Origin of the sequence: Lutibacter sp., assembly GCF_013139515.1 — a bacterium.
In the GTDB taxonomy this organism is placed as follows: Bacteria; Bacteroidota; Bacteroidia; order Flavobacteriales; family Flavobacteriaceae; genus Lutibacter.
In genome coordinates this window covers 1-24,159 of record NZ_WTAR01000004.1, presented here as the reverse complement: position 1 = coordinate 24,159, position 24,159 = coordinate 1, and the positions used below count along the sequence as shown (strand labels likewise).

At 28.7% G+C, this 24,159-nt stretch carries 19 protein-coding genes; 11 read left to right on the top strand and 8 right to left on the bottom strand.

Annotation, left to right across the window (positions count from 1 at the left end; translation table 11 throughout):
- Positions 1 to 72 precede the first annotated feature (72 nt).
- From GQ540_RS00340 to GQ540_RS00310, 7 genes are all read right to left on the bottom strand, one after another.
- Positions 73 to 1,602: a hypothetical protein gene (locus GQ540_RS00340; RefSeq protein WP_291795607.1), complete on the bottom strand. Its 1,530-nt coding sequence runs from the start codon at positions 1,600 to 1,602 to the stop codon at positions 73 to 75.
- Positions 1,603 to 1,632: 30 nt separating this feature from the next.
- Positions 1,633 to 2,844 carry a hypothetical protein gene (locus tag GQ540_RS00335; protein WP_291795605.1) on the bottom strand — a complete coding sequence of 404 codons (1,212 nt, stop codon included), beginning with the start codon at positions 2,842 to 2,844 and terminating at the stop codon, positions 1,633 to 1,635.
- 9 nt (positions 2,845 to 2,853) lie between these two features.
- The gene (locus GQ540_RS00330) at positions 2,854 to 4,605 is read right to left on the bottom strand and encodes an OmpA family protein (protein WP_291795602.1); all 1,752 of its coding nucleotides are present in this window, start codon (positions 4,603 to 4,605) and stop codon (positions 2,854 to 2,856) included.
- A 213-nt stretch (positions 4,606 to 4,818) separates the two neighbouring features.
- Positions 4,819 to 6,414, bottom strand: a complete 1,596-nt coding sequence (locus tag GQ540_RS00325) for a tetratricopeptide repeat protein (RefSeq protein ID WP_291795599.1) — start codon at positions 6,412 to 6,414, stop codon at positions 4,819 to 4,821.
- Between the two features lie 222 nt (positions 6,415 to 6,636).
- Entirely contained in the window at positions 6,637 to 7,365 is a 729-nt protein-coding gene (locus GQ540_RS00320) for a LytTR family DNA-binding domain-containing protein (protein WP_291795596.1), read from the bottom strand.
- A 6-nt stretch (positions 7,366 to 7,371) separates the two neighbouring features.
- Complete coding sequence (locus GQ540_RS00315; RefSeq protein WP_291795594.1) at positions 7,372 to 8,016, bottom strand: hypothetical protein; 645 nt, start codon at positions 8,014 to 8,016, stop codon at positions 7,372 to 7,374.
- 313 nt (positions 8,017 to 8,329) lie between these two features.
- Positions 8,330 to 8,464 carry a hypothetical protein gene (locus GQ540_RS00310; protein ID WP_291795591.1) on the bottom strand — a complete coding sequence of 45 codons (135 nt, stop codon included), beginning with the start codon at positions 8,462 to 8,464 and terminating at the stop codon, positions 8,330 to 8,332.
- A gap of 231 nt (positions 8,465 to 8,695) precedes the next feature.
- Here GQ540_RS00310 and GQ540_RS00305 point away from each other — a divergent pair, with 231 nt between their 5' ends.
- The 10 genes from GQ540_RS00305 to GQ540_RS00260 all read left to right on the top strand — a co-directional run bounded on the left by GQ540_RS00305 (position 8,696) and on the right by GQ540_RS00260 (position 20,070).
- Positions 8,696 to 9,421, top strand: a complete 726-nt coding sequence (locus GQ540_RS00305; protein ID WP_291795588.1) for a LytTR family DNA-binding domain-containing protein — start codon at positions 8,696 to 8,698, stop codon at positions 9,419 to 9,421.
- Positions 9,422 to 9,620: 199 nt separating this feature from the next.
- Positions 9,621 to 9,782: a hypothetical protein gene (locus GQ540_RS00300; protein ID WP_291795585.1), complete on the top strand. Its 162-nt coding sequence runs from the start codon at positions 9,621 to 9,623 to the stop codon at positions 9,780 to 9,782.
- Between the two features lie 97 nt (positions 9,783 to 9,879).
- Positions 9,880 to 11,934, top strand: a complete 2,055-nt coding sequence (locus GQ540_RS00295) for a tetratricopeptide repeat-containing sensor histidine kinase (protein WP_291795582.1) — start codon at positions 9,880 to 9,882, stop codon at positions 11,932 to 11,934.
- Complete coding sequence (locus GQ540_RS00290; RefSeq protein WP_291795579.1) at positions 11,927 to 12,604, top strand: response regulator; 678 nt, start codon at positions 11,927 to 11,929, stop codon at positions 12,602 to 12,604. The genes GQ540_RS00295 and GQ540_RS00290 overlap by 8 nt, the downstream gene beginning before the upstream one ends.
- Before the next feature lie 349 nt (positions 12,605 to 12,953).
- Positions 12,954 to 14,948 carry a cytochrome c biogenesis protein CcdA gene (locus tag GQ540_RS00285; protein WP_291795576.1) on the top strand — a complete coding sequence of 665 codons (1,995 nt, stop codon included), beginning with the start codon at positions 12,954 to 12,956 and terminating at the stop codon, positions 14,946 to 14,948.
- Positions 14,949 to 15,033: 85 nt separating this feature from the next.
- Positions 15,034 to 16,545 carry an aminotransferase class V-fold PLP-dependent enzyme gene (locus GQ540_RS00280; RefSeq protein WP_291795574.1) on the top strand — a complete coding sequence of 504 codons (1,512 nt, stop codon included), beginning with the start codon at positions 15,034 to 15,036 and terminating at the stop codon, positions 16,543 to 16,545.
- 53 nt (positions 16,546 to 16,598) lie between these two features.
- Positions 16,599 to 17,183, top strand: coding sequence for a HupE/UreJ family protein (locus GQ540_RS00275; protein WP_291795571.1), 585 nt, complete (start codon positions 16,599 to 16,601; stop codon positions 17,181 to 17,183).
- 53 nt (positions 17,184 to 17,236) lie between these two features.
- Positions 17,237 to 17,653: a dCMP deaminase family protein gene (locus GQ540_RS00270; RefSeq protein WP_291795568.1), complete on the top strand. Its 417-nt coding sequence runs from the start codon at positions 17,237 to 17,239 to the stop codon at positions 17,651 to 17,653.
- Positions 17,654 to 17,655: 2 nt separating this feature from the next.
- Positions 17,656 to 19,284: a S41 family peptidase gene (locus GQ540_RS00265; protein WP_291795565.1), complete on the top strand. Its 1,629-nt coding sequence runs from the start codon at positions 17,656 to 17,658 to the stop codon at positions 19,282 to 19,284.
- A gap of 33 nt (positions 19,285 to 19,317) precedes the next feature.
- Positions 19,318 to 20,070, top strand: a complete 753-nt coding sequence (locus GQ540_RS00260) for a UDP-2,3-diacylglucosamine diphosphatase (RefSeq protein ID WP_291795562.1) — start codon at positions 19,318 to 19,320, stop codon at positions 20,068 to 20,070.
- A 51-nt stretch (positions 20,071 to 20,121) separates the two neighbouring features.
- Here GQ540_RS00260 and GQ540_RS00255 read toward each other — a convergent pair whose 3' ends face one another.
- The gene (locus tag GQ540_RS00255; protein WP_291795560.1) at positions 20,122 to 22,767 is read right to left on the bottom strand and encodes a TonB-dependent receptor; all 2,646 of its coding nucleotides are present in this window, start codon (positions 22,765 to 22,767) and stop codon (positions 20,122 to 20,124) included.
- Between the two features lie 388 nt (positions 22,768 to 23,155).
- Between GQ540_RS00255 and GQ540_RS00250 the strand changes: the two genes are divergently transcribed.
- The coding region (locus GQ540_RS00250) for a MoxR family ATPase (RefSeq protein ID WP_291795557.1) at positions 23,156 to 24,159 on the top strand (1,004 nt) is incomplete at its 3' end.

The following is a 24,159-nucleotide window of genomic DNA, read 5'->3' as shown; positions in this document are numbered from 1 at the left end:
TAGTAAAACTGCTAAAGAAAGTATGATGCTTATTTTTTTCATGATATTTATTTTTATGTTTTTATTGTTTTTTTACTCTTTAATTTCTTTCAATTCATAGATGTGGTAATAACCGTAATTTTCGTCTCTATTTTCGTCAATAATTTTTGCGTAAATCCCGGGTTTGTTGTTTATCATCCAAAGTTTTTTACTGCGATCAAAACTGTCTACCACTTCAATAACTGTGCAATCAAAAGTACCGGATGGAGTGGTAATTTGTTCTTCTCCAACAACTCTAAAGGCGTTATTATCTTCTTCAGGATACAACTTGTTATATGTATCAAATTTATTTGGTGGTAGCGCTGTATTTTCGGGCAGGTTGTAACGGTCGTATCCATTGAAAATGAAATCTATACTAAGTGCTTGTTTTTGAGGGTTTGAGTTTACATTGGCAGTAAGTGTTTTGTTTTCGAAAACAGCTACAGCTTCAATTAAAGTTGAATATTTGTAAACCAATTGCTTTACATTTACCAAAGTCATCATCATTTCCATGTAGTCTTTCCAAGGTAATTTTTGTTCGTCATCGTAGTATTTAAAATCACCTTCTCCACCTTCGGTATAAAAGTCATCTTGTGTAAAAGTGAGATGTTCAATTTTAGCATATTGTTTCTTCTCTTTTTTTAGCGAATAAATTGTGCCACTGTTTTCTAATGAAATTTCATTATTAGTAATAGCTATTACCTTATTTAAACCTCTTAATTTATCTAAGCGACCTATTAATAGTACTGTTTTTTCACTTTTATTGAAGAGCCACAATCCGTTAGATGTAGTTGTAGAATATTCAGTCTTTTCAACAAAAACAAACTTGTTAGGAGCATTGAATTTTAATATATGTATTGCATCCGGATTTTCTTCATCGCTAAGTCTCCAAGTTCCAATTAAACCAGAAGCACCATTTTCTTTTGCAATTTTTTCGTGGTCAATTTTAGAAAAATACAGTTTAGTACCTTCCGCATCCATAATAAAGGTTGTTTTATTAGATTTTAGAATAGTATGCTCTCCATTAAATGGATCTTTTTCTTCTTTAACATCAAAAATTATTTTTTTAGTCGCCTTATTATAATCCCATGTTCCAAATATAAATCCCTCAGTATAGAAAATTCCATTGCTTTTTAACTCCACTATCAGACCTACAAAATCAGTTTTCCCATCCTTTTCCACTTTTTCTAACAACCATTCTCCAGTAAATTTGTTGTTTAGTTCTTTACCTTTAGGAAGGCTTATTCTTTGTAGTATATTAACTTCACCTTTAGAATTTATGAGTTTTAATTCCTTTTCAGTCAAAGTTTCTATTTTATTCTCTCCTTCAATTCCCTCAAATCGGTCACATTTAATAGTAAGCGTTGTTTCTGATTCGTTTTTTAACCAGGTTCCAAGATCTCGTCCTGAAATTTCAATTACACCAGTATCTTTAAATGTTATGTAGATGATGTTAGTATATGTTTGATCACCATATTTAACAGATTCAGTGAATTTCCAAACAGCATTTAAATCAGCTTTTTGGGCATTTGAAAATCCAACACAAGTGATAAGTGCTATTAGTAATAGATATATTTTTTTCATTGTAAAGAATTAAATAAATTATTATTGATTCTAACTTTTAATTTTATTTACTTTCTTCAAATTTACTCGGCCTGGATTGATCGTATTCGTTTTTCGGTTGGTGGTTTTCAATTTACCACCGGTTGTTTTTGATTTCATATTACCTAGTTTAGACCCATCATTAATATTAATCATTCCGCTACCATCTGAATTTGTACCTGCTTCACTCCTTGGATCATTTGCATCTCCAGTACTTCCTCCTGCCAAAGAATTTAAAGTAACAGCTCTATATACAGCCATTTGCATTTCTATTGGACCCGGAGGCGCATTCCCTCCATTTTCTTCATCCATAGGGTTTTCATAAGTGTCTTCTTCTTTTTCAGTAGTTTCTTTGCTAGTTTCATTGCCATCAGCATCCGTTTTAGTCACTGTAGTTGTTGTCTTTTTATTACCATCTGCATCTTTAGTAACTGTTTTATCACAAGTAGCGTTACTACCATCTGGTTGTGTTTGAGAAACATGTATTTTAGTTACATAACTCCCATCCGAGTTACCAACATGTTGTTTATCAGTTTCAGAATGGTATCCACTATCATTACTCACAGATGATGTGTGATGAATAAATGAAGTAGTACTATTACCATCTGAATGTTTAGAAGAAGAATGAGTAGCTCCTACATCCCAAGTGTTTCCACCAGCAGAACTATGACCTTGCCCAGGTACTCCTTTAAAATTATCGTTACCATAATTACCCATTGGATTATTACGGTCAACGTCACCTACACCACTTCCTTTATCTTGACCATAACCACTTCCTGCATATGAACTATTTCCTTTTCTCCCGTAACCTGAACCAATATCCAAATCATAGTCACTACCACCGCCTGGCATATTAATATTACCAATATACCCATCAATGTTAATACTACCATCTACGTTCACATTTCCTCTAAAAAGAACACCAACATTTAAATTGTCCCAAATATCACTTGATATTTCTCTCTCTTCTCTAGCCTCAATAATGTCACTAAACATGTCTAGTATATCTTCTTCATTATTTAGTTCAAACTCCTCCTCATATGTAATATCATTCTCTTCTTCAAAATCATAAATATCAAGATCCAAAGCCTCCAAAATAATATCTTCCGGATTCATGTTATGTACCTTTTGTCTTAATTCATTTAAGTTACCTGACATTGTTCTTTGTCCCGTAATTTGGCTAACACTAAAAATAGTTATTAGCATAAAAATTATTTTTTTCATAATATTTTTTTAGTTTAAAATTTTTAAAATTGCAGTTTCTCCAGGATATAAGGTTGCGGTTTTGCTATCTTGAATACCCAAATGGAAATCTCTTTCAGAAGAAATTACATCTTCAGTTTTACCTTTATCTAAATCGCACGTATAAGTTCCTTGAATTTCTAAATGATTGGATTGACTATGCACAGAACCATTGTAATTGTAGGTTACATACTTAATACTTAGTTTGTGATTGTTGTTTTCATCAACATCTAAAACTTCCATTTTTCCTAAATTCCCATCGGAAGTTGCAAACAGCATAATAGTACCTTTACCATTTACAATACCTGAATTGTTTGATATAGGAATATTTATACTTTCAGGTAGAGACTCTAACTTAATTGCAATTGTTTTTTTATCTATTTCATTAAAAGCTGAATTATTATTCGTATTACTATTGCTAGTATTACTATTTGTTGAAGATTTTCCTGTAAATTTTACAAATTCAACTCTTCTATTATTGGCTTTTCCTTCTGGAGTACTGTTATTATCTAAAGGTTTACTTTCTCCAAAACCATTAGACTTTAATCTGTTTGATGAAATTTCCATTGCAATTAATTTATCCATAACTGATTTTCCTCTTGCTTTAGATAAAGTCATATTAGCTTCATCACCACCATCTGTATCTGTATGACCTTCTACACTAAAGTTAAGTTCAGGATTTTTTTCCATCAATTGATAAATTTTGTTGATTGGCCCCATACTTTCAGCTTTTAAAGTCGCTTTATTCACATCAAATTTAATTCCGTTTACAATAATTTTCCCTTCAGATAATACACGGTCATAATATTTTACACCACCTTTAGCTATGCGAAAATTTCTTAAGTATTGATTTCCTTTTTGAGAACGTATGGTAAACCCCCAAGGGTTGCCTTCTAAATGTGGGATGTTAACTAATCGCGTATCATCCATATAAGCTTTAAATTTTCCTTTGGTATAGGCAATAGAAATATGTCTCCATTGTCCTATTGGTTCTTCAGACCAATTTAAAGCTTCTGTTCCTGGATATCTTTTGTCAGTTTCTTTAAATTCAATTCCATTTGGATAAATCGTAAAATTTCCTCCTAAACCTTTTCCTCTTTGATTTTTTTTATCTCTGAAAGAAATGAAAAACCGATTACTAGTTGTTTGTCCTTTTTCAAACCATACATCAAATTCTATGGTGAATACTTCAGGTAAATAATCTTCCGTAGCATTTTTTAAATAGGGAATTATATCTCCTCCGCTATCAAGAAACATGATTACATTTTCTCCATTTACTTGGGCAATTTCTGCACTTCCTTTATACAAATCCCAACGGCTAGGGAATTCGCCATTTTCTTCATCAACACTTTGTCCATCTTCAAAAATAACGGTATCACCAGGTACAAAATCAAACTTGCTCCAAACTACTGTGGGTTTGTTTGATTTTGCATTGGCTTCATCAGAATTTACAGATTCTGAATTACTTGCACCTTTTTCATTTTTCTTTCTTTCTTCCTCTTTATCTTCTTTTTTCTTCCCGTCTAATACATCTTCAGCATCGTCAAAAGTTTTATCAATTTTTTTATTTACACGTTTTTCAGATCTTTTTTCGGCTTCTTTATCAATTTTTTCTTTTGCTTTTTTAGCTAATTTTTTGAAAAACTGAGCTTCAGATTGCTGAGGCATTAAAAAGAATAAACTAAAAACAAGTAACAGTTTAAAGAGTGTGTTGGTTTTAAAATTAGAAGTGATTTTTTTCATGATTTTTGAATTTATAATTTTAGCATTATTGTGGTTCTAATTACACTGCTAAATTACCTTCAAATTCAAAAAATTACTTCATATAAAAGTATGATTTACTTCACCCTTTAGGGTGATTATTGACTAAAAAAGCCTTGTTTTAATAAACATTAAGAATTTTCACCTTAGAAGTTAAGGTTAAAAAATATTAAAAGAATTGTAGACTAAAAAAGTCTATTTACCGCTAATTTTTTTTATAGCTTGTATTCTGTTTTTAACATCTAGTTTAGAATAAATGTTTTTTATATGTGTTTTTACAGTATTGTTTGAGACAAACATTTTTTCTGAAATTTCGTAATTACTAAGTCCATCAGAAATATGCTGTAACACTTCTATTTCCCTTTTCGAAAGTCCAAAACCACTAAAATTTTCATCAAAAATTTCAGATTCTGTAAGTGATTTATTTTTAGCTTTTTCTTTTAATTCATTAATTTGAAGTATGTAGTTTTGTAATTCTGAATTTTTATTTTCTATTTCTAAATCAGAATTTTTTCGATATAAACGAAGTAAATAAAGTAGTATTATAATTCCAGCAATGCTTAAAGATGATATAATAATTAAGCGATTAAAATTTGTTGTTGCTTTATTTTGACTTAATTCATTTTCTTTTGCTAATCGCTGTATTTGGGCGTCTTTTTTTGCGGTCTCATATTCAACTTGGGTACTAATAATACTTTTTTGAGAGGCTTCATTTACAATACTATCATGAAATGTAGTTGCAATTTTATGTGAATTTAAAGCCTTTTTATAGTTTTTTGTTATTGTATAATAATCTACAAGTGTGTTGTAACCTAAATAAATATTTTCTTTAGATTTTATCATTTTTGCACTATTTAACCCTACTGTTATATTATCAATAGCATCTTCATATTCTCCTAAGTGAAGTTGATTTTTCCCTACGTTAATTAGTGTATTGCTTAAATAACGTATATTATTTTCTTTTGTAAATAGCGGTATTGCTTCTTTATAGAAATTTGTTGACTCTTGGTATTCTTCTTTGTGTTGAAAAAGTAACCCTAACAAATTATATCTAATAGCCTCACTTGCTTTATGCTTGTGTTCTTTTGTTAATTCTAGCGCTTTATTAATATAAAAATATGCTGAATCGTATGATTTTTGGTGTAAATATGCCTCGCCAATATTAGATAAACTATACTCTTGGCCTCTCATATTTTTACCTGCTAAATCTAAGGTGTAAACTCGTTTAAAATAATGTAATGCTTTATCATATTCTTTAGTGTCAATAAAGACATTTCCAATGCCATTTAATGCAATGATAATACTTTTATTATGCTTTATTTTTTCTGATAAACCTAACGCCTGAAAGTAAAAATTAAAAGCTTCTTTTTCTAAATTAAGTTTTCTATAACTTACACCTAAATTATTTAAACACTTAATAATCTGTATTGTATCAGTAGTTTTAGTAAGGTGATTTAAAGCTCTTTTATGGTTTTTTACTGAATTTTCATAGTTATAATTATATCTTGCAGCTAAACCTTTTCTATCATAACTTACACCTAACCCTTTTATATAAAATATTTTTTCTGAAATAAAAATAGCTTCATCAATAACCTCTTCACTTGTAATTTTAGCTCTAACAGCTTTTTTATACAATGAAATTAAATCATCAACTTTTGAAATTGTATTTGGTTTAACTTTTAGAACTGTAAAAATACTGTCAACCTGTTTTTTTAAGAATTGTTGGCTAAATGTAAGTTGAGTAAACAATAAAACAAGAAATAAAATTCTAAAGTTTTGAGTTTTATACATTATTGAAATAATCTTTTTAACAGGTTGTTTTTTGTAAAATTACAAAAGAGAAGTTATTAATTTGTAATTTAAGTATCATAAGTTTCTATTAACAAATCTATTTATAACCGTTATAGATAGCTGATTGAAATGAAGAGCCTGTATAAAAGCTTTTTTTACAGAGAGGGGTTATTAAAAAAGTTATTTAGAATATTAAAAAAAAGGAAAATTGCTTAAAGGGTTTTAATTCAAAATATCTAGCTTGGCCATTAATGAAGCTCTATTACTTTTGCTAATAGGAATTACATCTCTATTAACAACTATGGTAGAGTCTTCAATATCAACAATCTTTTTTAAATTAACTAAAAATGATCTATGCACTTGTGTAAATATGTGAAGTGGTAATTTTTCTTTTATTCTTTTTAATGTAGAATGAACTATTAAATTATCTTTATCATCTAATTTTATTAAAACATAATCGCCTTTTGCTTCAACAGCATAAATATCTTCAATATTTAATTTAATAAGTTTCTTATTTACGTTTACAAAAATTGAACTGATATCTTGGTTTGTTGAAGTTTCTTTTTCTTCAACAGGTATTTGTTGTTCAGTTGCTGCATCAGGTTTTATACGTTCTTGAACTCTGTTAATAGCTCTCATAAAACGTTCAAATTCAAATGGTTTTTGTAAATAATCTACAACATTATAATCAAAAGCTTTAATTGCATTTGCATCATCAGCTGATAAAATAACTATTTGTGTATTGGGTTTGTTTTTTAAAATATCAAACCCAGAAATATCAGGCATATGAATGTCTAAAAAAACAACATCACAATCGGATAATTTACTTATTTCTTGTAAAGCAACTACAGAATTTTGATAAACGGCTTTTACTTCAATATTTACTTTTTTACAGTAATTTTTAAGAAATTCTATATAAAACGTATCATCATCAATTATTATACAATTCATACTTAGTTATTTTAATTGAGTTAAAGCTATTTCTATATCTACTAATAAATACGCCATATTTTGTAATTGTTTTTCAGGTTCATCAAGTATATTTAAATCAATTTCTTTTGATAATTCAAAAGAATTATTCATTTCTAATAATGCGAATTTACTTACCATTTGATGAGTTTTGCTTTTTATTTCAGTTAAATTATTGTTTTTTATTAACTGCGGAATTTCTTTAAAATTATTTTCAAACTCTTCAACAATAAGTCCTTTTACTTGAGTTATAAACTCAGGATCGTCCAAAGCGTAACTTTCTAAAGTGCCATATGCAAGTATTGGTGTTTCACATAAAAACGAAAACAATGTTGAGTAAGTTAAAGGAAGTTTAGTTGTTTTAAATAGTGTGTTTTCAATTGTTTCAGTGTCGGCATCATTAATAAGTGCTAATATTGGAACAGTTATACCGCTTAAATAATTTTTTAAAAAAGTGTTATTTATTTTATTGGAAGAAATTACATGCGAGTAATTATTGTCTTTTATTTCTGGGTTAAGCAACTCCAAATCATTTATAATCAAGTATTTTATACCTAGATTTTTTTTTAAAATTTCATGAATAGAGCTTTTTAATGATTCATTATTTGTTATAAACAAAACTTTAATAGGCATATATGATTTTAAGTTTTTAAAAATTTACACAAATCAATTTTGAAGTGTTTCAATTTGGACACTAAAAGTACTATTTTTTTAATAAAATAAAAAAACTTAGATTTAAAATAGTGTGGTTTTATTTTAGGAAGGATGAAAAAAACTTCTGATTTTTTAAGGATATTACTATTATTAACAGTAATTAATAGGAAGTGAGAGGTTTATGCTTTTAAGTTGTATAAATAACTATGTTATGTTCATTAGAAAAATTAAGAAAAGTAAAGCGGTATAAATTTTATTAACAAGGAAATTTAGTATTAAAATAATATTTTGTTTAAATACCTAAACGATCAAACAACCCTTGAATATCACTTGGATAGTTATTTGTTTGTTTATCCACATTATTTTTTGGAGTATTATTAGTTGCTTTTTCAGCCTCTGAATTGTTATTTGTGGTATGCTCTGTCATTTTTACTTCAAAATTTGAGTTGATGCTTTCAATAAAACCGTTTATTATTTTAGTAAAACACTTGTAGTTAGTAAGTTAATAAAAGTCTAATTATACAATTAGAACAAGGTAAATTTAAGGGTATTCATTTTTTCAACAGAAGTTTTATCCATACAAAAAGGAAGGAAAATCCCTACAAACGTTCTTAAAAACTTTAGTAAGTTTGTGAAAACAAAATTTGTCCCCCCCCAAATGCGTAATTATTTTATAATAGATAAAAACCCTCAAGCTATTGAAAACATTAAAAATGTTTTAGAAGATTATTATGAGTTTAATTGTATAGGTGTTTCCAATGATTATAATTGTGCAATGAACACCATATTAAAGGAAACACCAGATTTAGTTTTTTTTAATATAGATAATGTTATAGATAACCCATTTAAATTTACGCAAGAATTAAATTTATTTAATGCAGATTTCCCTGTGTTTATTGCTATATCATCTTCAAAAGAAAAAGTTTATGAAGTTATAAAAAATGGTTTTTTCGATTTTTTATTAAACCCGTTAACAGAATTAGAAATTAGAAAGGCTGTTTTAAAAGTACTTAAAAAAATACCTGTACAATCAAGAAAAAACATTTGTTTAAAATCGTATAAAGATTATCAATATCTAAAAACCGATGAAATCCTATTTTTAAAAGCAGATAACAATACTACAGATTTTTATATGAATGACGGCAATATTATAAGCGCTTATAAAACACTTAAAACATTTCAAGAAATATTACCAAACAACTTTCATAGAATTCACAAAAGCTATATTATTAATAAAAATTTTGTATCAAGAATACAATATGGAAAATACACGTGTACTATAAAAAGAAATAGTTACGAAGTTCCATTTACAAAAACATATATTAATAATATTGAAAGTATGAATAAAGACTTATCTGAATACTCTTACCAATCTTTAAATTAAATTTCACTTTCAAACGTTAAGGTTTCACGTACACACATTACTGTTTTACTAAAGATGCTGTATTTTTAAAGGTTAACTATCTTTATTAAAGTACTTTAGTAAAAAATTAAACGTTTATATAATTAGATTATTAATTATAAAATAATTTAAAAGTTATAGACAAGTAAAAATTAAAATAAACTCTTAAAACCTTAATATTATGAAATCAATTAAAACTATTTTCGCTGTATCTTTATTTTTAATAGCATTAACATCTTGTACTTCTGATAGTCTTTCTGCTGACGAAACACTTTACACACAAGACGACCTTTTTGCTACTGGTGAAGATGGTACAGCTAGTTTAGATAATTCTAGAGATTAATAATATATATAAAAACCTTTATTGTTAGTTTTTTAAAAAGCCTTAGACTTTTAGTTTAAGGCTTTTTTAGTAGCTTTGTTTTGCTAAATTATTTTTTTTGAACACTAAACCTTTTTATAATAACATATTATTATACTCTCTCTTATTACTTACACTTGTTTTTTGTTCTAAAAATGAACAAAAAGAAGGTGAATTAAAAAAGGGAAAAGTTGATAGTATTGAAAATTGGATTCAACAATCTAAAAATAGAAATGTTTCAAAAAACACAAAAGAAAAAGCACTTCAAAAAGCATTTTTTTTTACAAATGAATTATCTTCAGATACTGTTAAATTAAATTATTTTGCTGAAATTTCTTTAGAGGCTGATAAAATAAATAGTGAAAATTTATTTAGAAAAGTTAACTCAAAATCACTTTCATTAGCAACAAAGTTACGTGATACTTTTAGTGTTGGTGATGCACATTGGAATTACGCTTCTTTTTATTCAAAAAAGGAAATTATAGACAGCTCTTATTACCATTATCACGAAGCTTATAAAAATTTTAAACTACTAAAACACGAATATTATACAGCAAAAATGCTGTATAATATGGGTTACCTTCAAGGGCGTTTAAAAGATTATACAGGTAGTGAAGTTTTAATTTTTGATGCACTTACCATTTTTAAAAAACTAAAAAAGAATTTAAGTATTTATAATTGTTATAATTATCTAGGGTTAATTTATACTGAACTAGAAGAGTATGATAGAGCCATTTATTACAATAATAATGCATTAGAATATCTTCAAAAAATTAAAAATAAAGGCCTTTATAAAGAAGGGAGTTTAAATAATTTAGGACTAGTTTATCAAAAGTTAAAAAAATACGAAGAAGCTATCGAAAACTATGAAAAAGCTTTAAAAAACAAGGACCTAAAACAAAAATATTTAAATTTTTACGCTCGGTTAATTGACAATATGGCGTACGCCAAATTTTTAGATGGAGATACTATAAATATTGTTGCTGAACTTCAGAAGTCATTAAAAATAAGAGATAGTCTTAAAAACACTTCAGGTGTAGTTATTAGTAAAAGGCACTTAGCTGAGTTTTATGCAGCCCAATTAGATACAATAAAAGCGGTGTTATTTGTAACTGAATCGTATGATTTAGCTAAGAAAGTTGATAATAACAGAGATAAATTAGAATCATTATTATTGTTATCAAAATTAGATAAAAGAAATACAAGCAAGCATTTAAAAACGTATGTTCATTTAAATGACAGCCTTCAAATTGAAGAACGAAAAATTAGAAATAAATTTACAAGAATTCGTTTTGAAACAGATGAATATATTGATGAAACCGAAAAGCTAAATCAGCAAAAAATACTAATTTCAATAGGTGCTTTTTTAACTATTTTATTACTTTCATTAGCGTATTTTTTAAAAGTTCAAAGAGCTAAAAATAAAGAATTGGTTTTTGAAAGAGAACAGCAAAAATCAAATGAAGAGATTTTTTCATTAATGTTAAAACAACAATCAAAACTTGAAGAAGGAAGATTGAAAGAACGCCACAGAATATCTGAAGATTTGCATGATGGTGTTTTGGGTAAAATTTTTGGTACAAGATTAGGATTAGGATTTTTAAAAATTAAAGGAGACGAAACAGCCATAAAAAAACATCAATTTTTTATAGATGAACTTCAAAATATTGAAAAAGAAATTAGAGCAATTTCACATGAGTTAAAAAGCGATGTTTTATCTTCCAAAATAGACTTTTATAAAATTATAAAAAGTTTAATTGCACAAAAAAGCAACGTAGGTAATTTTGAATATGAACTAAGTGCAGATAAAGAGATTTCCTGGGATAAAATTAGTGATAAAATTAAAATTAATTTATATAGAATACTGCAAGAGGCACTTCAAAACACTATTAAATACGCAAATGCGACACAAGTAATAATTAAATTTGAGCTAGATAATAGTAGTACACTAAATTTATATATTAAAGACAACGGATTAGGGTTTAATACACTTGAGAAAAGGAAAGGAATTGGGCTAAAAAACATGCAGTCAAGAGTACATAAACTAAATGGCTTTTTTGAAGTAAATGCAACTATCAATAAAGGAACTACTATATTTGTATCATGTTTAATACAAAATAAAGAAAATGAGTAAAATTTTTAATGTATTAATAATAGATGATCATCCTATAATTGCGGATGCTTATAAAAGTGCATTTGATTTTATAAGTTCAGAAAACAATGAATTTAAATTTAATATTTCAATTGTTCATAATTCTGATGATGCTGTTCAAAAAATAGAAGAAGCACAAAAAACAACAACTATTGATATTGTTTTTTTAGATATTTCTTTACCAGCTTCAAAAGATGGAAAAATATTATCAGGTGAAGATTTAGGAGTTAAAATAAGAGATGTACTGCCTACTTGTAAAATAATTGTAGCAACTACCTTTAATGATAATTATAGAATACAGGTTATACTTAAAAACGTAAATCCAGACGGTTTTTTAATAAAAAATGACATTAATAAAGAAGAACTTGTTACATCTATAAAAACAGTTTTAAACAACACGCCTTACTATAGTAAATCTGTACTTGAACTGTTTAGAAAGCAATCTTCAATTGATTATAAGTTAGATAAAATAGACAGACAATTATTATACGAAATGTCTATAGGTACAAAAATGAAAGAACTTCCTAATATTCTCCCAATGTCTATGGCAGGTATTGAAAAAAGGAAAAAACATTTGAAAGCATTATTTGAAGTTGAAGAAAAAGAAGATAGAGCTTTAGTTTTAAAAGCAAAAGAAAAAGGATTTATATAAATACAAATCCTTTTTCTAAAATAATTCTTTGGGGTTTTTTAAACTATAAAAAATTTTGGGGCTAAAATTATTTCTATAGATATCTCAAATGTAAAATAAATTTTAAGCTCTAAAAATTATTTAGAATTTATTTAAAGAAACAACAGAAAGTTTACGGATTTAACCTACTATCGGTATGGAAAAACCCTATTTCAAGGTGAATTTTGTAATAATTATTTTAAAATATAGCTTAATTAATAGATTAAGAAAAATTTAACACTTCTAACTTATTGAAATAGACTTATAAACCGACAGAGTAACTAATATTGTTTATTTTTGAAAATTCTAATACAAGAAACAAACTTTTAATATGAAAAAAATAGTTTTACTTCTATCCTTATTAATTTTAAGTTACTCAAGTTTTTCACAAATTCATGACCCAGTTAAATGGTCAACAAGCACAGAAAAAATTTCAGACTCAACATACAACTTAGTTGTTCAAGCAACTATAGATCAAAATTGGCATTTATATTCTCAAAATGTCCCTGAAGACGGTCCAATACCTACTACTTTTTCTTTTGAAAAATCAACAGATTATGAGTTGGTTGGAAATACTTCTGAAGAAGAAGGACATACAGTTTTTGATTCAGTTTTTGAGATGGAAATTAAATATTTCGAAAATAAAGCGACCTTTAAACAGCAAATTAAAATGCTTTCTACAAACGCTTCAACTATAGTAGGTGAAGTTGAATTTATGGTGTGTGATGATGCTAGTTGTTTACCACCAACTTTTGTGGATTTAAATTTTCAAATTTCAAAAAGTAAAGCAGTAATTTCAGAAAATAAAATTGAAGAAATTGATTTTAGTGTTAAAGGAGTTACAGAAACTGTAAATGTTACTGAGGTTCCAAAAAAAGAATCAGATAAAAGCTTATTAATCATATTTATTATTGCATTTTTCTCTGGTTTTGCAGCATTGTTAACACCTTGTGTGTTTCCAATGATTCCTATGACGGTGAGTTTCTTTACAAAACAAAGCAAAAGTAAAGCTGATGGAATTAAAAACGCCATTATTTATGGGGCTTCAATAGTAATTATATATGTGTTATTAGGAACTTTAGTGAGTGCCGTATTTGGTGCAGATGCCTTAAACGCTTTATCAACTAATGTATGGTTTAATATTATTTTCTTCTTGTTATTAGTAATTTTCGCTGTCTCATTTTTAGGAGCTTTTGAAATAGTTTTACCAAGTTCTTGGGGAACTAATGTAGATGCTCAAGCAGACAAAGGCGGGATTATTGGTATCTTTTTCATGGCACTAGCTTTAGCAATTGTGTCATTTTCATGTACAGGGCCAATTGTGGGAACTTTGTTAGTTGAAGCAGCTGCAGGAGGAAATCAAATAGGCCCAATTGTTGGAATGTTAGGATTTTCTTTAGCATTAGCAATTCCATTTGCATTATTTGCAGCTTTCCCAGGCTGGTTAAATTCATTACCAAAATCTGGAGGCTGGTTAAATACCGTAAAAGTTGTTTTAGGTTTTTTAGAATTAGCATTGGCTTTTAAATTTTTATCAAATGCCGATTTAGTACTACAATTACATTGGTTAGAGCGAGAAGTATTTTTGGCCATTTGGATTGCTATTTTTGGAGCATTGGCATTTTATTTGTTCGGAAAAATTCAATTACCACATGATTCTCCATTAACACATATTTCAGTTGGAAGGCTAAGTTTAGGGTTAATTACACTTTCGTTTACAATTTATATGATTCCTGGTTTGTGGGGAGCGCCATTAAATTTAATAAGTGCTTTTCCACCCGCGCAACATTATGCTGAATCTCCTTATGGTGTAGGGTTTACAAAACTTGGAGGAGGGAATTTATCAGGTAAAAATCATGCTGAAATTCCTGATGGAGCTCATATCATGGCACCACATAATATTTTAGCTTTTAACGATTATGATAAAGGTTTGGCATACGCTAAAAAAGTAAACAAACCTGTTATGATTGATTTTACAGGGCATGCTTGTGTAAACTGTAGAAAAATGGAACAAAATGTTTGGGCAAAGGATAAAATACTTCCAATACTTAAAAATGATATTGTTTTAATTTCTTTATATGTTGATGATAAAAGAAAGCTTCCTGTTGGTGAAGAATTAGACTCCCAACTTCGACCAGGAAAAAAGTTGAAATATATTGGGCAAAAATGGAGCGAGTTTCAAACTATAAAATATAAAGCTAACGCTCAACCATTTTACGTGTTAATGAATCATAATGAAGAAAACTTAATAAATCCAGCAGCTTACACGCCAAATGTTGATGAATATTACAATTGGTTAAAAGAAGGAATAGCAAATTTTAAGTAAAATTAAATTTTATGTATAAAGAAACAGGCTAGTTTTATGAATTAGCGTGTTTCTTTTTTTAAATTTGTAAACTAATTAGCTAATAATGAGTTTTATTTCAAACCAACATAATAGTTCTTCTAAAAATGAGCCTTCTGAATTAGAAAATTATTTTCAACAATTTAGAAAACACATTGTAGGAATCAATCAAACATTTCAATCTCCTTACGGAGAAAAAGAAATTATTTATACTGATTGGACTGCAAGCGGAAGATTATATCGTCCAATAGAAGAAAAATTATTGAATAAATTTGGCCCCTTTGTAGCTAATACACATACTGAAACTTCAATTACAGGTTCGGCTATGACAATGGCATATCATAAAGCTAGAGCAATAATTAAGCAACATGTAAATGCGAATACAGATGATGTTTTAATTACTGAAGGAACTGGAATGACTGGTGTTGTAAATAAGTTTCAACGCATTTTAGGATTAAAAGTTTCTGAAAATTTAAAAGCGCATACAAATATTCCTGATGAACTTAAACCAATAGTTTTTATAACACATATGGAGCATCATTCTAACCAAACTTCTTGGTTAGAAACTATTGCAGATGTTGAAATAATTCCTTGTTTAGAATCTGGTTTAATTTGCTTTGATAGTTTTGAGAAACTATTAATTCAATATAAAGACAGGCCCATAAAAATTGCTTCCGTAACTGCTTGTTCAAATGTAACAGGAATTAGGACAGATTTTCATAAAATAGCTAAAATTACACACCAATATGGTGGGTTGTGTTTTGTGGATTTTGCTTGTTCAGCACCGTATGTTGAAATTGATATGCATCCTGAGGATAGTGAGTCGTATTTAGATGCTATTTTCTTTTCACCTCATAAATTTTTAGGAGGCCCAGGAACATCCGGAGTGTTAATTTTTAATAAAAAACTTTATAAAAATATCGTACCAGATAATCCAGGTGGAGGGACCGTAAGTTATACAAACCCTTGGGGAAATCATGATTATGTTGATGATATTGAAACTCGTGAAGATGGTGGTACACCAGGGTTTTTACAAACCATAAAAATTGCACTTTCAATTCAATTAAAAGAGCAAATGGGTATTGAGAATATTTTAGCTCGTGAGCATGAAATTAACAAATTAGTTTTTGATAAACTTTCTAAAATCTCTAACTTAACTATTTTAGCAGGACAACATGAAGATAGGTTAGGAATATTTTCATTTTATTTAGAAGATGTTCATTTTAATTTAGTTGTGAAATTGTTAAATGATAAATTTGGTATTCAAACGCGAGGAGGTTGTTCTTGCGCAGGTACTTACGGTCATTTTTTATTACACGTAAATCAACAAACTTCAAAAGGAATTGAGGAGAAAATATTAGAAGGTTGCATGGTTGAACGACCAGGATGGATTCGCATGTCTATCCACCCAACATTAACAAATAATGAAGTAATTTATATTTGTGAAAGCATAAAAGAAGTTGCGAAAAATGTTAAAAAATGGAGTAAAGATTATAAATACGATGCTGTAAAAAATGAATTTATACATAAAAAAGCGCAACCTATTGAGCTAGAAATTGTAAATAATTGGTTTAAGTAGTGTTTTGGAGGAATCAAATTTTTATATTTGAGAAATCAAAAACCTATTAACTTATGGATAATTTTATATTCTTCTTAAAAGAAGGTCTTTTTCATGTCTTAGATTGGAATGCTTATGACCACATTTTATTTTTAGTTGCCTTAACAGTTGTTTACGATTTTAAAAATTGGAAAAAAGCACTATGGTTAATAACATTATTTACAATTGGGCATACGCTTACTTTAATTTTATCAACGTATAAAATTGTTTCAATAAACTCCAATTGGATTGAATTTTTAATTCCTATTACTATAATTACAACCGCTTTATTTAATATTTTTTATGTTAGAAAATCTACTAAAAATTTAAAATCAAACATAAATTTAATTTTAGCGTTATTTTTTGGTTTAATACATGGATTAGCTTTCGCTGGCGGGTTTAAAATGTTGATAGGAAAATCTGAAAGTAAATTATTGCCGTTGTTAGAATTTGCTCTAGGAATTGAATTTGCACAAATTAGTATTGTATTTATAATTTTAATACTTGGATTTATTACTCAAAATATATTGCGTTTTTCAAAGCGAGATTGGATTTTAATTACTTCATCAATAGTAATAGGTGTAGCTTTGCCAATTCTTAAATCAGCTATATTTTGGTAAAATTTTAACGTGCTATTTAGAAGAAACTTATTATTTTTGTAATCATAAAATTTATGAATCAAAAACAACTTAAATACGATACAGCCTATATTAAAATGGCTTTTGAATGGGCAAAACTATCACATTGTGACAGAAAACAAGTTGGAGCATTAATAGTAAAAGATAGAATGATAATATCTGATGGCTTTAATGGAACACCAACAGGTTTTGAAAACTGTTGCGAAGATGATGGAACTACAAAATGGTATGTATTACATGCTGAAGCAAATGCAATTTTAAAAGTAGCAAGCTCAACACAATCTTGTAAAAATTCAACGTTGTATATTACATTATCACCTTGTAAAGAATGCAGTAAATTAATACATCAATCAGGAATTAAACGAGTGGTATATGCACATGCCTACAAAGATACTTCAGGATTAGATTTTTTAGAAAAAGCAGGTGTTGAACTAACACATCTTAATAAATAGTAATGACAAGAAGAAAAGCAAGAATTCCAATTTTTATAGGTTTGTCAATAGCAATAGGCGTATTAATTGGAAGTACATTTAATTATAAAAATAAATCAGTTTTATTTAGTACTAACACAAATGAAGCTAAAATAAAAAGGTTAATAAACTATATTCAATATGATTATGTAGATGAAGTTGATACTGATAGTTTATTAGATGATGCAATTACCAATATGTTGGTGAAATTAGATCCACATTCTGTATATATTCCAAAGGAAGAATTACAACGTGTTACTGAAAGTATGCAAGGGAAATTTGTTGGTATTGGAGTTTCATTTTTAATGCACGAAGATTCAGTAGTTGTTACAAGTGTTATTAAAGGAGGACCAAGTGAAAAAGCTGGGGTTTTAAAAGGAGATAGAATTATAGTTGCAAATAAAGATACGTTATTTGGGGAAAGTATAGAAAATAGAGCTGGTATTCAAGAGAATGAAATAGGGACGCTTTTAGGAGATCGAAAAATTAGTGATGCAGTTATGAAATCATTAAAAGGTGAACCAGAAACCAGCGTAGATATTTTAGTTTATAGACGCTCTACAGATAAAACTGTACAAATTCCAATTGCAAGAGGTGAAGTTTCAATTAAAAGTGTTTCATCATATTATATGATTAATAATACACTCGGTTATATTAATATTGGCAGATTTGCAAGAACTACTTATGACGAATTTAAAGTTGGCTTAGATGAATTAATTTCAGAAGGAATGAATTCACTTGTGCTAGATTTAAGAGGAAATCCAGGAGGGTTTATGGATATTGCTAATAGTATTATTGATGAATTTTTAGAAGATGGAAAATTAATTGTTTTTACTAAAAATAAAAATGGTGATGTTGATAGGTCTTTTGCAACTAATTATGGTGATTTTGAAGATGGAAAAGTGTATGTGTTAATAGATCAAAATTCAGCTTCAGCAAGTGAAATTGTTGCAGGTGCGCTTCAAGATAATGATAAAGGAACTATTGTTGGAAGACGCTCTTTTGGGAAAGGGTTAGTGCAACAAGAAATGGATTTAGGAGACGGATCAGCAGTAAGATTAACAACATCTCGCTATTATACACCAACAGGTAGATCAATTCAAAAACCATATAGCAAAAATGATACTAAAAAATATAATAACGATTATATTGAGAGAATTCATAATGGAGAGTTAATAAACAAAGATAGCATTAAAGTAGATGACCATTTAAAATATACGACTCCAAAAGGAAAAACGGTGTATGGAGGCGGAGGCATTATCCCTGATGTTTTTGTGCCAATTGACACATTAAACACGTATAGTAATAGATTGTATGGAGGTTTAAATGATTTTGTTTTTAAGTATGTAGATAATCACAGAGAAAAACTGAGCGTTTGGAAATTGGATGATTTTGTTGAAAATTTTGACAAAGAAGATGTAGTTTTCAACCAATATATAAATCAATTAGATTTAAATACGCCAATATTTCCAAAAAATAGTGAAAATTTAAAATTATACTTAAAGGCTATTATTGCTCGTAATTTATTTGAAGAAACAGGTTATTTTAAGATTACTCATAAAAAAGACCCTATGATTTTAAAAGTGCTTGAATTAGAAGCGGATTCACAATAAAAAAGATATTTAGACTCTTAATTAATACAAATTTTGAATATTTCAAAAAAAATATATTTTGCTTCAGACCAACATTTTGGAGCACCTACTATTAAACAAAGTAAAATTAGAGAACAACAATTTGTAAAATGGTTAGATATTATAAAAAATGATGCTGAAGTTATTTTTTTATTGGGAGATTTATTCGATTTTTGGTTTGAATATAAAAAAGCTGTTCCAAAAGGATTTGTGCGTGTTTTAGGAAAACTTGCCGAGTTAAGAGATAGCGGAATACAAATCCATTTTTTTGTTGGTAATCACGATCTTTGGATGTGTGATTATTTTGAAACAGAATTAAATATACCAACGTATCATAAACCAAAGGAGTTTACATTTAATAATAAAACATTTTTAATAGGTCATGGAGATGGTTTAGGACCTGGAGATAATGGATATAAAAGAATGAAAAAAGTGTTCACAAACCCTATTTCAAAATGGTTTTACAGATGGTTGCACCCAGATATTGGAATACGATTGGCACAATATTTATCAGTTAAAAATAAATTAATTTCAGGTGAAGAAGATGTGAAGTTTTTAGGTGAAGAGAATGAATGGTTAGTACAATACTGTAAAAAGAAATTAACAGAAAAACACTACGATTATTTTATATTTGGACACAGGCATTTACCTCTTGAAATTGCTGTTTCAGAAAACTCTAAATACATAAATACAGGTGATTGGATTACGCACTACACTTTTGCTAAGTTTGAAGATAATAAACTAAGTTTAGAAAATTTTAAGAACTAAAAAAGGAGACGAATTCGCCTCCTTTTTTGTTTAAATAGTTATAGTAATTTTTTAGAATTTATAACTTACACCAGCTTTTAAAATAGTACCGTTAAACCCAAATTGGTTTACTTCCCAAGGGTATTTAAAACGCCCACCAAGATCTGTTACAAAATCACCATTTGTTTCAATAGCATCAGGATACACGTTTAATAAATTGTTTACAGATAAACTAACAGCTACTTTTTCAGAAAGATTATATCCAAAGTTTAAATCTGTTACTACTTTACCACCAAAAGTTTGATCATTTGCTGGGTCACTTGCATGTTGCCAAGTAACTTCACCAAAATAGGTATTGTTTAATTGCGCACTAAACTTATCAAGTTCATAGTCAAAACCTAACATCAACTTAGTTTTTGGTCTAGAATCTGTAATTCTAGCTTGTTCTTTTCTATTAAAAATATCATAATCATTATCAGCTAATACTTGAGGTGTCGCAATTTCACCTTTAATTTTAGTGTCATTTATATTACCAGCAAAATTAACAGCTAAAGAGCCTCCTCCTAATTCAATATTAGAATAGCTAGCCATAAAATCAGCTCCATTTGTTTCAGTATTTACAGCGTTAATAAAGAATTTAATACTAGTTACACTAAAATCATTCAAAATCACTTCAACAGGATTTGTTGTTCCATCGTCACCATCAAATCCAACTTCACCAGAGAATAAAACTCTGTCATCAACTTTAATATTGTAAAAATCTAAAGAGAATGATAAGTTGTTAGTTGGTTTGTAAGTTATACCAGCAGAAATGTTTTTTGATTCTTCTGCATGAAGTTGAGGAACACCTAAACCATCACGAATTACCGGATCTACATTGTTAAAAGTACCTTGATTTGAAATTGTACCTCCTGAAACTAATGTTTGAATATTACTTAAGTAAATTTGATGTAATGAAGGCGCTCTAAAACCAGTTCCGTATGAAGCACGGATAGCACCTTTACTACCTAATTTATACCTTCCACTTACTTTCCATGAAGAGTTGCTTCCAAAATCTGAAAAATCTTCATAACGTACAGCACCACCAATTAAGAATTCATCTGTTACATCCCAGTCAAGGCCAGCGTATACACCGTAATTTGTTCTGTCTTCATTTACAGCATTTGCAGGTTGAATACCGGGAAATGATTGTGCACCACCACCAAAATAAGAATCTGGTTCTCCAGCCTCAGCTTTAAAAACTTCTTTTCTAGCTTCAGCACCAAATGCAATACTTATATCTCCATAACTTTTACTTACATCAAAGTTAGCTATTAAATTACTAAAAGAGTAACCACCAGCATTAAAATTAGTTGGACTTGCAGCACCTAAATCAGGATTTAGTGTATTTCCAACAGTATAATCAACAGTGTTTATTCCAAAAGTTCCGCTTAAATCAGCATTAAATCCAAAAAAGTCAAATTTAACACCAATGCTATTTATAAAATCTGTAATGTCAGTTTCAAAAGTTGGTTGAAAACCTTGATACTCTGTTCCTGCATCGTGTAATAAATTATGAGGATCTGGAACCCAGTAAGGAGTTCTGTACAATGCAAAACTTGTTCCTTTACGCGTATTTAAGCCTCCAAAAGCATAAAATTCTCCACTATCATTTTTAAATGGTAGCGCCATATTGTAAAAAAGCTCTCCTTTTTTCATTTCAGGTTGACCAATAGTCATTCCCATATCTGGATTTTCCTGTAACCAAGGAAGTGTTCCGTTTAAAATAGCATCATCACCAAAAATTACACCAAATAACCCATCACCACCTGGTTCACCAGCTCTATTTGTTAATTCTTGTTGGTAATAGGCTAAAGTAAAGTTTGCATAACCACCATTATTACCAATGCTTAAAGTTGAATTGATGTCTGCTCCAATATTAAAACCATCACCTTCAGTAGTAATTCCTGAATTAACATTTAAAGTAGTGTATTCAACATTTTTCTTTAAAATAATATTAATTACACCCGCAATTGCGTCAGAACCGTATTGTGCAGAAGCTCCATCTCTTAAAACTTCAACTCTTTCAATTGCTGCAGTTGGAATACTTTTCATATCAGTACCAACTTCACCTTTACCAGGTGTGTCATTAATATAAACTAATGCACTTTGGTTTTTTCGTTTACCGTTTACTAAAACCAATGTTCTACTTGGACCTAAACCTCTTAAATCGGCTGGATCAAAATGCGCAGTTGCATCAGAAATAGTTTGATTAGAAGAGTTGTAAGAGGGAACTTTGTATGTCAACATTTGGTCAATACTTGTTTGTCCGCTCGATTTTAATTCACTCACTCCAATATTATCAATTGGCACTGGAGAATCTAGTACAGTACGAGGTTTTGCTCTGTTTCCAGTAACAATTACTTCATCTAAACCAACACTTTCTTCAACTAAAGAAATAGTATTACCACTAGCAGTGGTTATATTTATAGTTTGTGCTTTGAAGCCAATAAATGAGGCTACTAAATTTGTAGGTAATTTAGAAACGTTTAACTGAAAACTTCCATCTTGAGCAGAAGTTGTACCGTTTGAAGTACCTTTTTCAATAACAGTAACAAAAGGAACGCCTTCTCCTTTCGCATTTACTATTTTTCCTGAAGCTGAGGTTTGTGACCATGTTACTATAGGGATAAATAGTAAAAATGTTAAAATTTTTAATTTTGTTAATGATTTTTTCATTTGAGTTATGTTTTTTGTATTCGCCAAATATTAAAAAAATGTTAAAATTAAACAATAATACAGATGATAAATTTAACAATATCACTTAATTGTTAATTATTTAACAGAAAATCATCGAAAACGTTATAGTATTCTGATTATTTGTAGTTATTCAATATTGAGAAAACATCAACTTTTTTAATTTTTAGTCAGTCAATAGTTGAAAATTTGATTTATACATAACTTTCAAACTTTAATTTAACGTAAATTCAAAAGGTGTTAAATAACTATTAAACTATTGGTTTTACTTGTATTTTTAACCAATTTTTAACAAGAATTTAAAAATAAAATCTGCTACTTGCATTGTCTAATAAAGAGTATTAAATTCACGCGGTAAAAAACCAATAAAATGATTGAAGAAAATAACGTTTCGGTTGATATTAGAGCTATCAACGAAAAGATTGAAAAAGAAAGTGCGTTTGTAGATTTACTTGTCATGGAAATGAATAAAGTAATTGTTGGTCAAAAGCATATGATTGAACGTTTACTAATAGGTTTACTAGGAAATGGGCATATTTTATTAGAAGGTGTTCCTGGTTTAGCAAAAACATTGGCAATTAATACATTGGCAAAAGCTATTGATGCGAAGTTTAGTAGAATTCAGTTTACACCAGATTTATTACCGGCAGATGTTATTGGTACAATGATTTATAGTGTAAAAGACAATGATTTTACTATTAAAAAGGGGCCAATTTTTGCAAATTTTGTATTGGCTGATGAGATAAACAGAGCGCCAGCTAAAGTGCAATCAGCTTTATTAGAAGCAATGCAAGAGCGTCAAATTACTATAGGTGATACTACTTTTAAGCTTGAAGAACCATTTTTAGTAATGGCAACTCAAAACCCAGTTGAACAAGAAGGAACATATCCTTTACCTGAAGCACAAGTTTACCGTTTTATGTTAAAAACTGTAATTGACTATCCAAAATTAGATGAAGAGCAGTTAATAATGCGTCAGAATTTAACAGGAAGTTACGATAAAGTAAATGCTGTTGCTTCAATAGAACAAATTAATAGGGCTAGACAAGCAGTGAAAGAAGTATATATGGATGAGAAAATTGAAAAATATATATTGGATCTTATTTTTGCAACTCGTTATCCAGAAAAATATAATTTACCAGATTTAAAAGGGCTGATAAGTTTTGGAGCTTCACCTCGTGGAAGTATCAACTTAGCAATGGCAGCAAAATGTTATGCATTTATTAGACGTAGAGGTTATGTAATTCCTGAAGATGTTCGTGCAGTTGTACACGATGTTTTACGTCACAGAATTGGAATTACCTATGAAGCAGAAGCAGAAGATGTTACTTCAGAAGATATTATTAATAAAATTGTAAATGAAGTAGAAGTACC

What these genes read in the sequence shown, in the direction of transcription:
- GQ540_RS00335 (WP_291795605.1), bottom strand. Translation starts at nt 2,844, where the DNA reads ATGAAAAAAATAATTTTTATGCTAATAACTATTTTTAGTGTTAGCCAA.
- GQ540_RS00340 (WP_291795607.1), bottom strand. Translation starts at nt 1,602, where the DNA reads ATGAAAAAAATATATCTATTACTAATAGCACTTATCACTTGTGTTGGA.
- GQ540_RS00280 (WP_291795574.1), top strand. Translation starts at nt 15,034, where the DNA reads ATGAGTTTTATTTCAAACCAACATAATAGTTCTTCTAAAAATGAGCCT.
- GQ540_RS00270 (WP_291795568.1), top strand. Translation starts at nt 17,237, where the DNA reads ATGAATCAAAAACAACTTAAATACGATACAGCCTATATTAAAATGGCT.
- GQ540_RS00255 (WP_291795560.1), bottom strand. Translation starts at nt 22,767, where the DNA reads ATGAAAAAATCATTAACAAAATTAAAAATTTTAACATTTTTACTATTT.
- GQ540_RS00300 (WP_291795585.1), top strand. Translation starts at nt 9,621, where the DNA reads ATGAAATCAATTAAAACTATTTTCGCTGTATCTTTATTTTTAATAGCA.
- GQ540_RS00305 (WP_291795588.1), top strand. Translation starts at nt 8,696, where the DNA reads ATGCGTAATTATTTTATAATAGATAAAAACCCTCAAGCTATTGAAAAC.
- GQ540_RS00275 (WP_291795571.1), top strand. Translation starts at nt 16,599, where the DNA reads ATGGATAATTTTATATTCTTCTTAAAAGAAGGTCTTTTTCATGTCTTA.
- GQ540_RS00330 (WP_291795602.1), bottom strand. Translation starts at nt 4,605, where the DNA reads ATGAAAAAAATCACTTCTAATTTTAAAACCAACACACTCTTTAAACTG.
- GQ540_RS00265 (WP_291795565.1), top strand. Translation starts at nt 17,656, where the DNA reads ATGACAAGAAGAAAAGCAAGAATTCCAATTTTTATAGGTTTGTCAATA.
- GQ540_RS00315 (WP_291795594.1), bottom strand. Translation starts at nt 8,016, where the DNA reads ATGCCTATTAAAGTTTTGTTTATAACAAATAATGAATCATTAAAAAGC.
- GQ540_RS00310 (WP_291795591.1), bottom strand. Translation starts at nt 8,464, where the DNA reads ATGACAGAGCATACCACAAATAACAATTCAGAGGCTGAAAAAGCAACT.
- GQ540_RS00290 (WP_291795579.1), top strand. Translation starts at nt 11,927, where the DNA reads ATGAGTAAAATTTTTAATGTATTAATAATAGATGATCATCCTATAATT.
- GQ540_RS00285 (WP_291795576.1), top strand. Translation starts at nt 12,954, where the DNA reads ATGAAAAAAATAGTTTTACTTCTATCCTTATTAATTTTAAGTTACTCA.
- GQ540_RS00320 (WP_291795596.1), bottom strand. Translation starts at nt 7,365, where the DNA reads ATGAATTGTATAATAATTGATGATGATACGTTTTATATAGAATTTCTT.
- GQ540_RS00325 (WP_291795599.1), bottom strand. Translation starts at nt 6,414, where the DNA reads ATGTATAAAACTCAAAACTTTAGAATTTTATTTCTTGTTTTATTGTTT.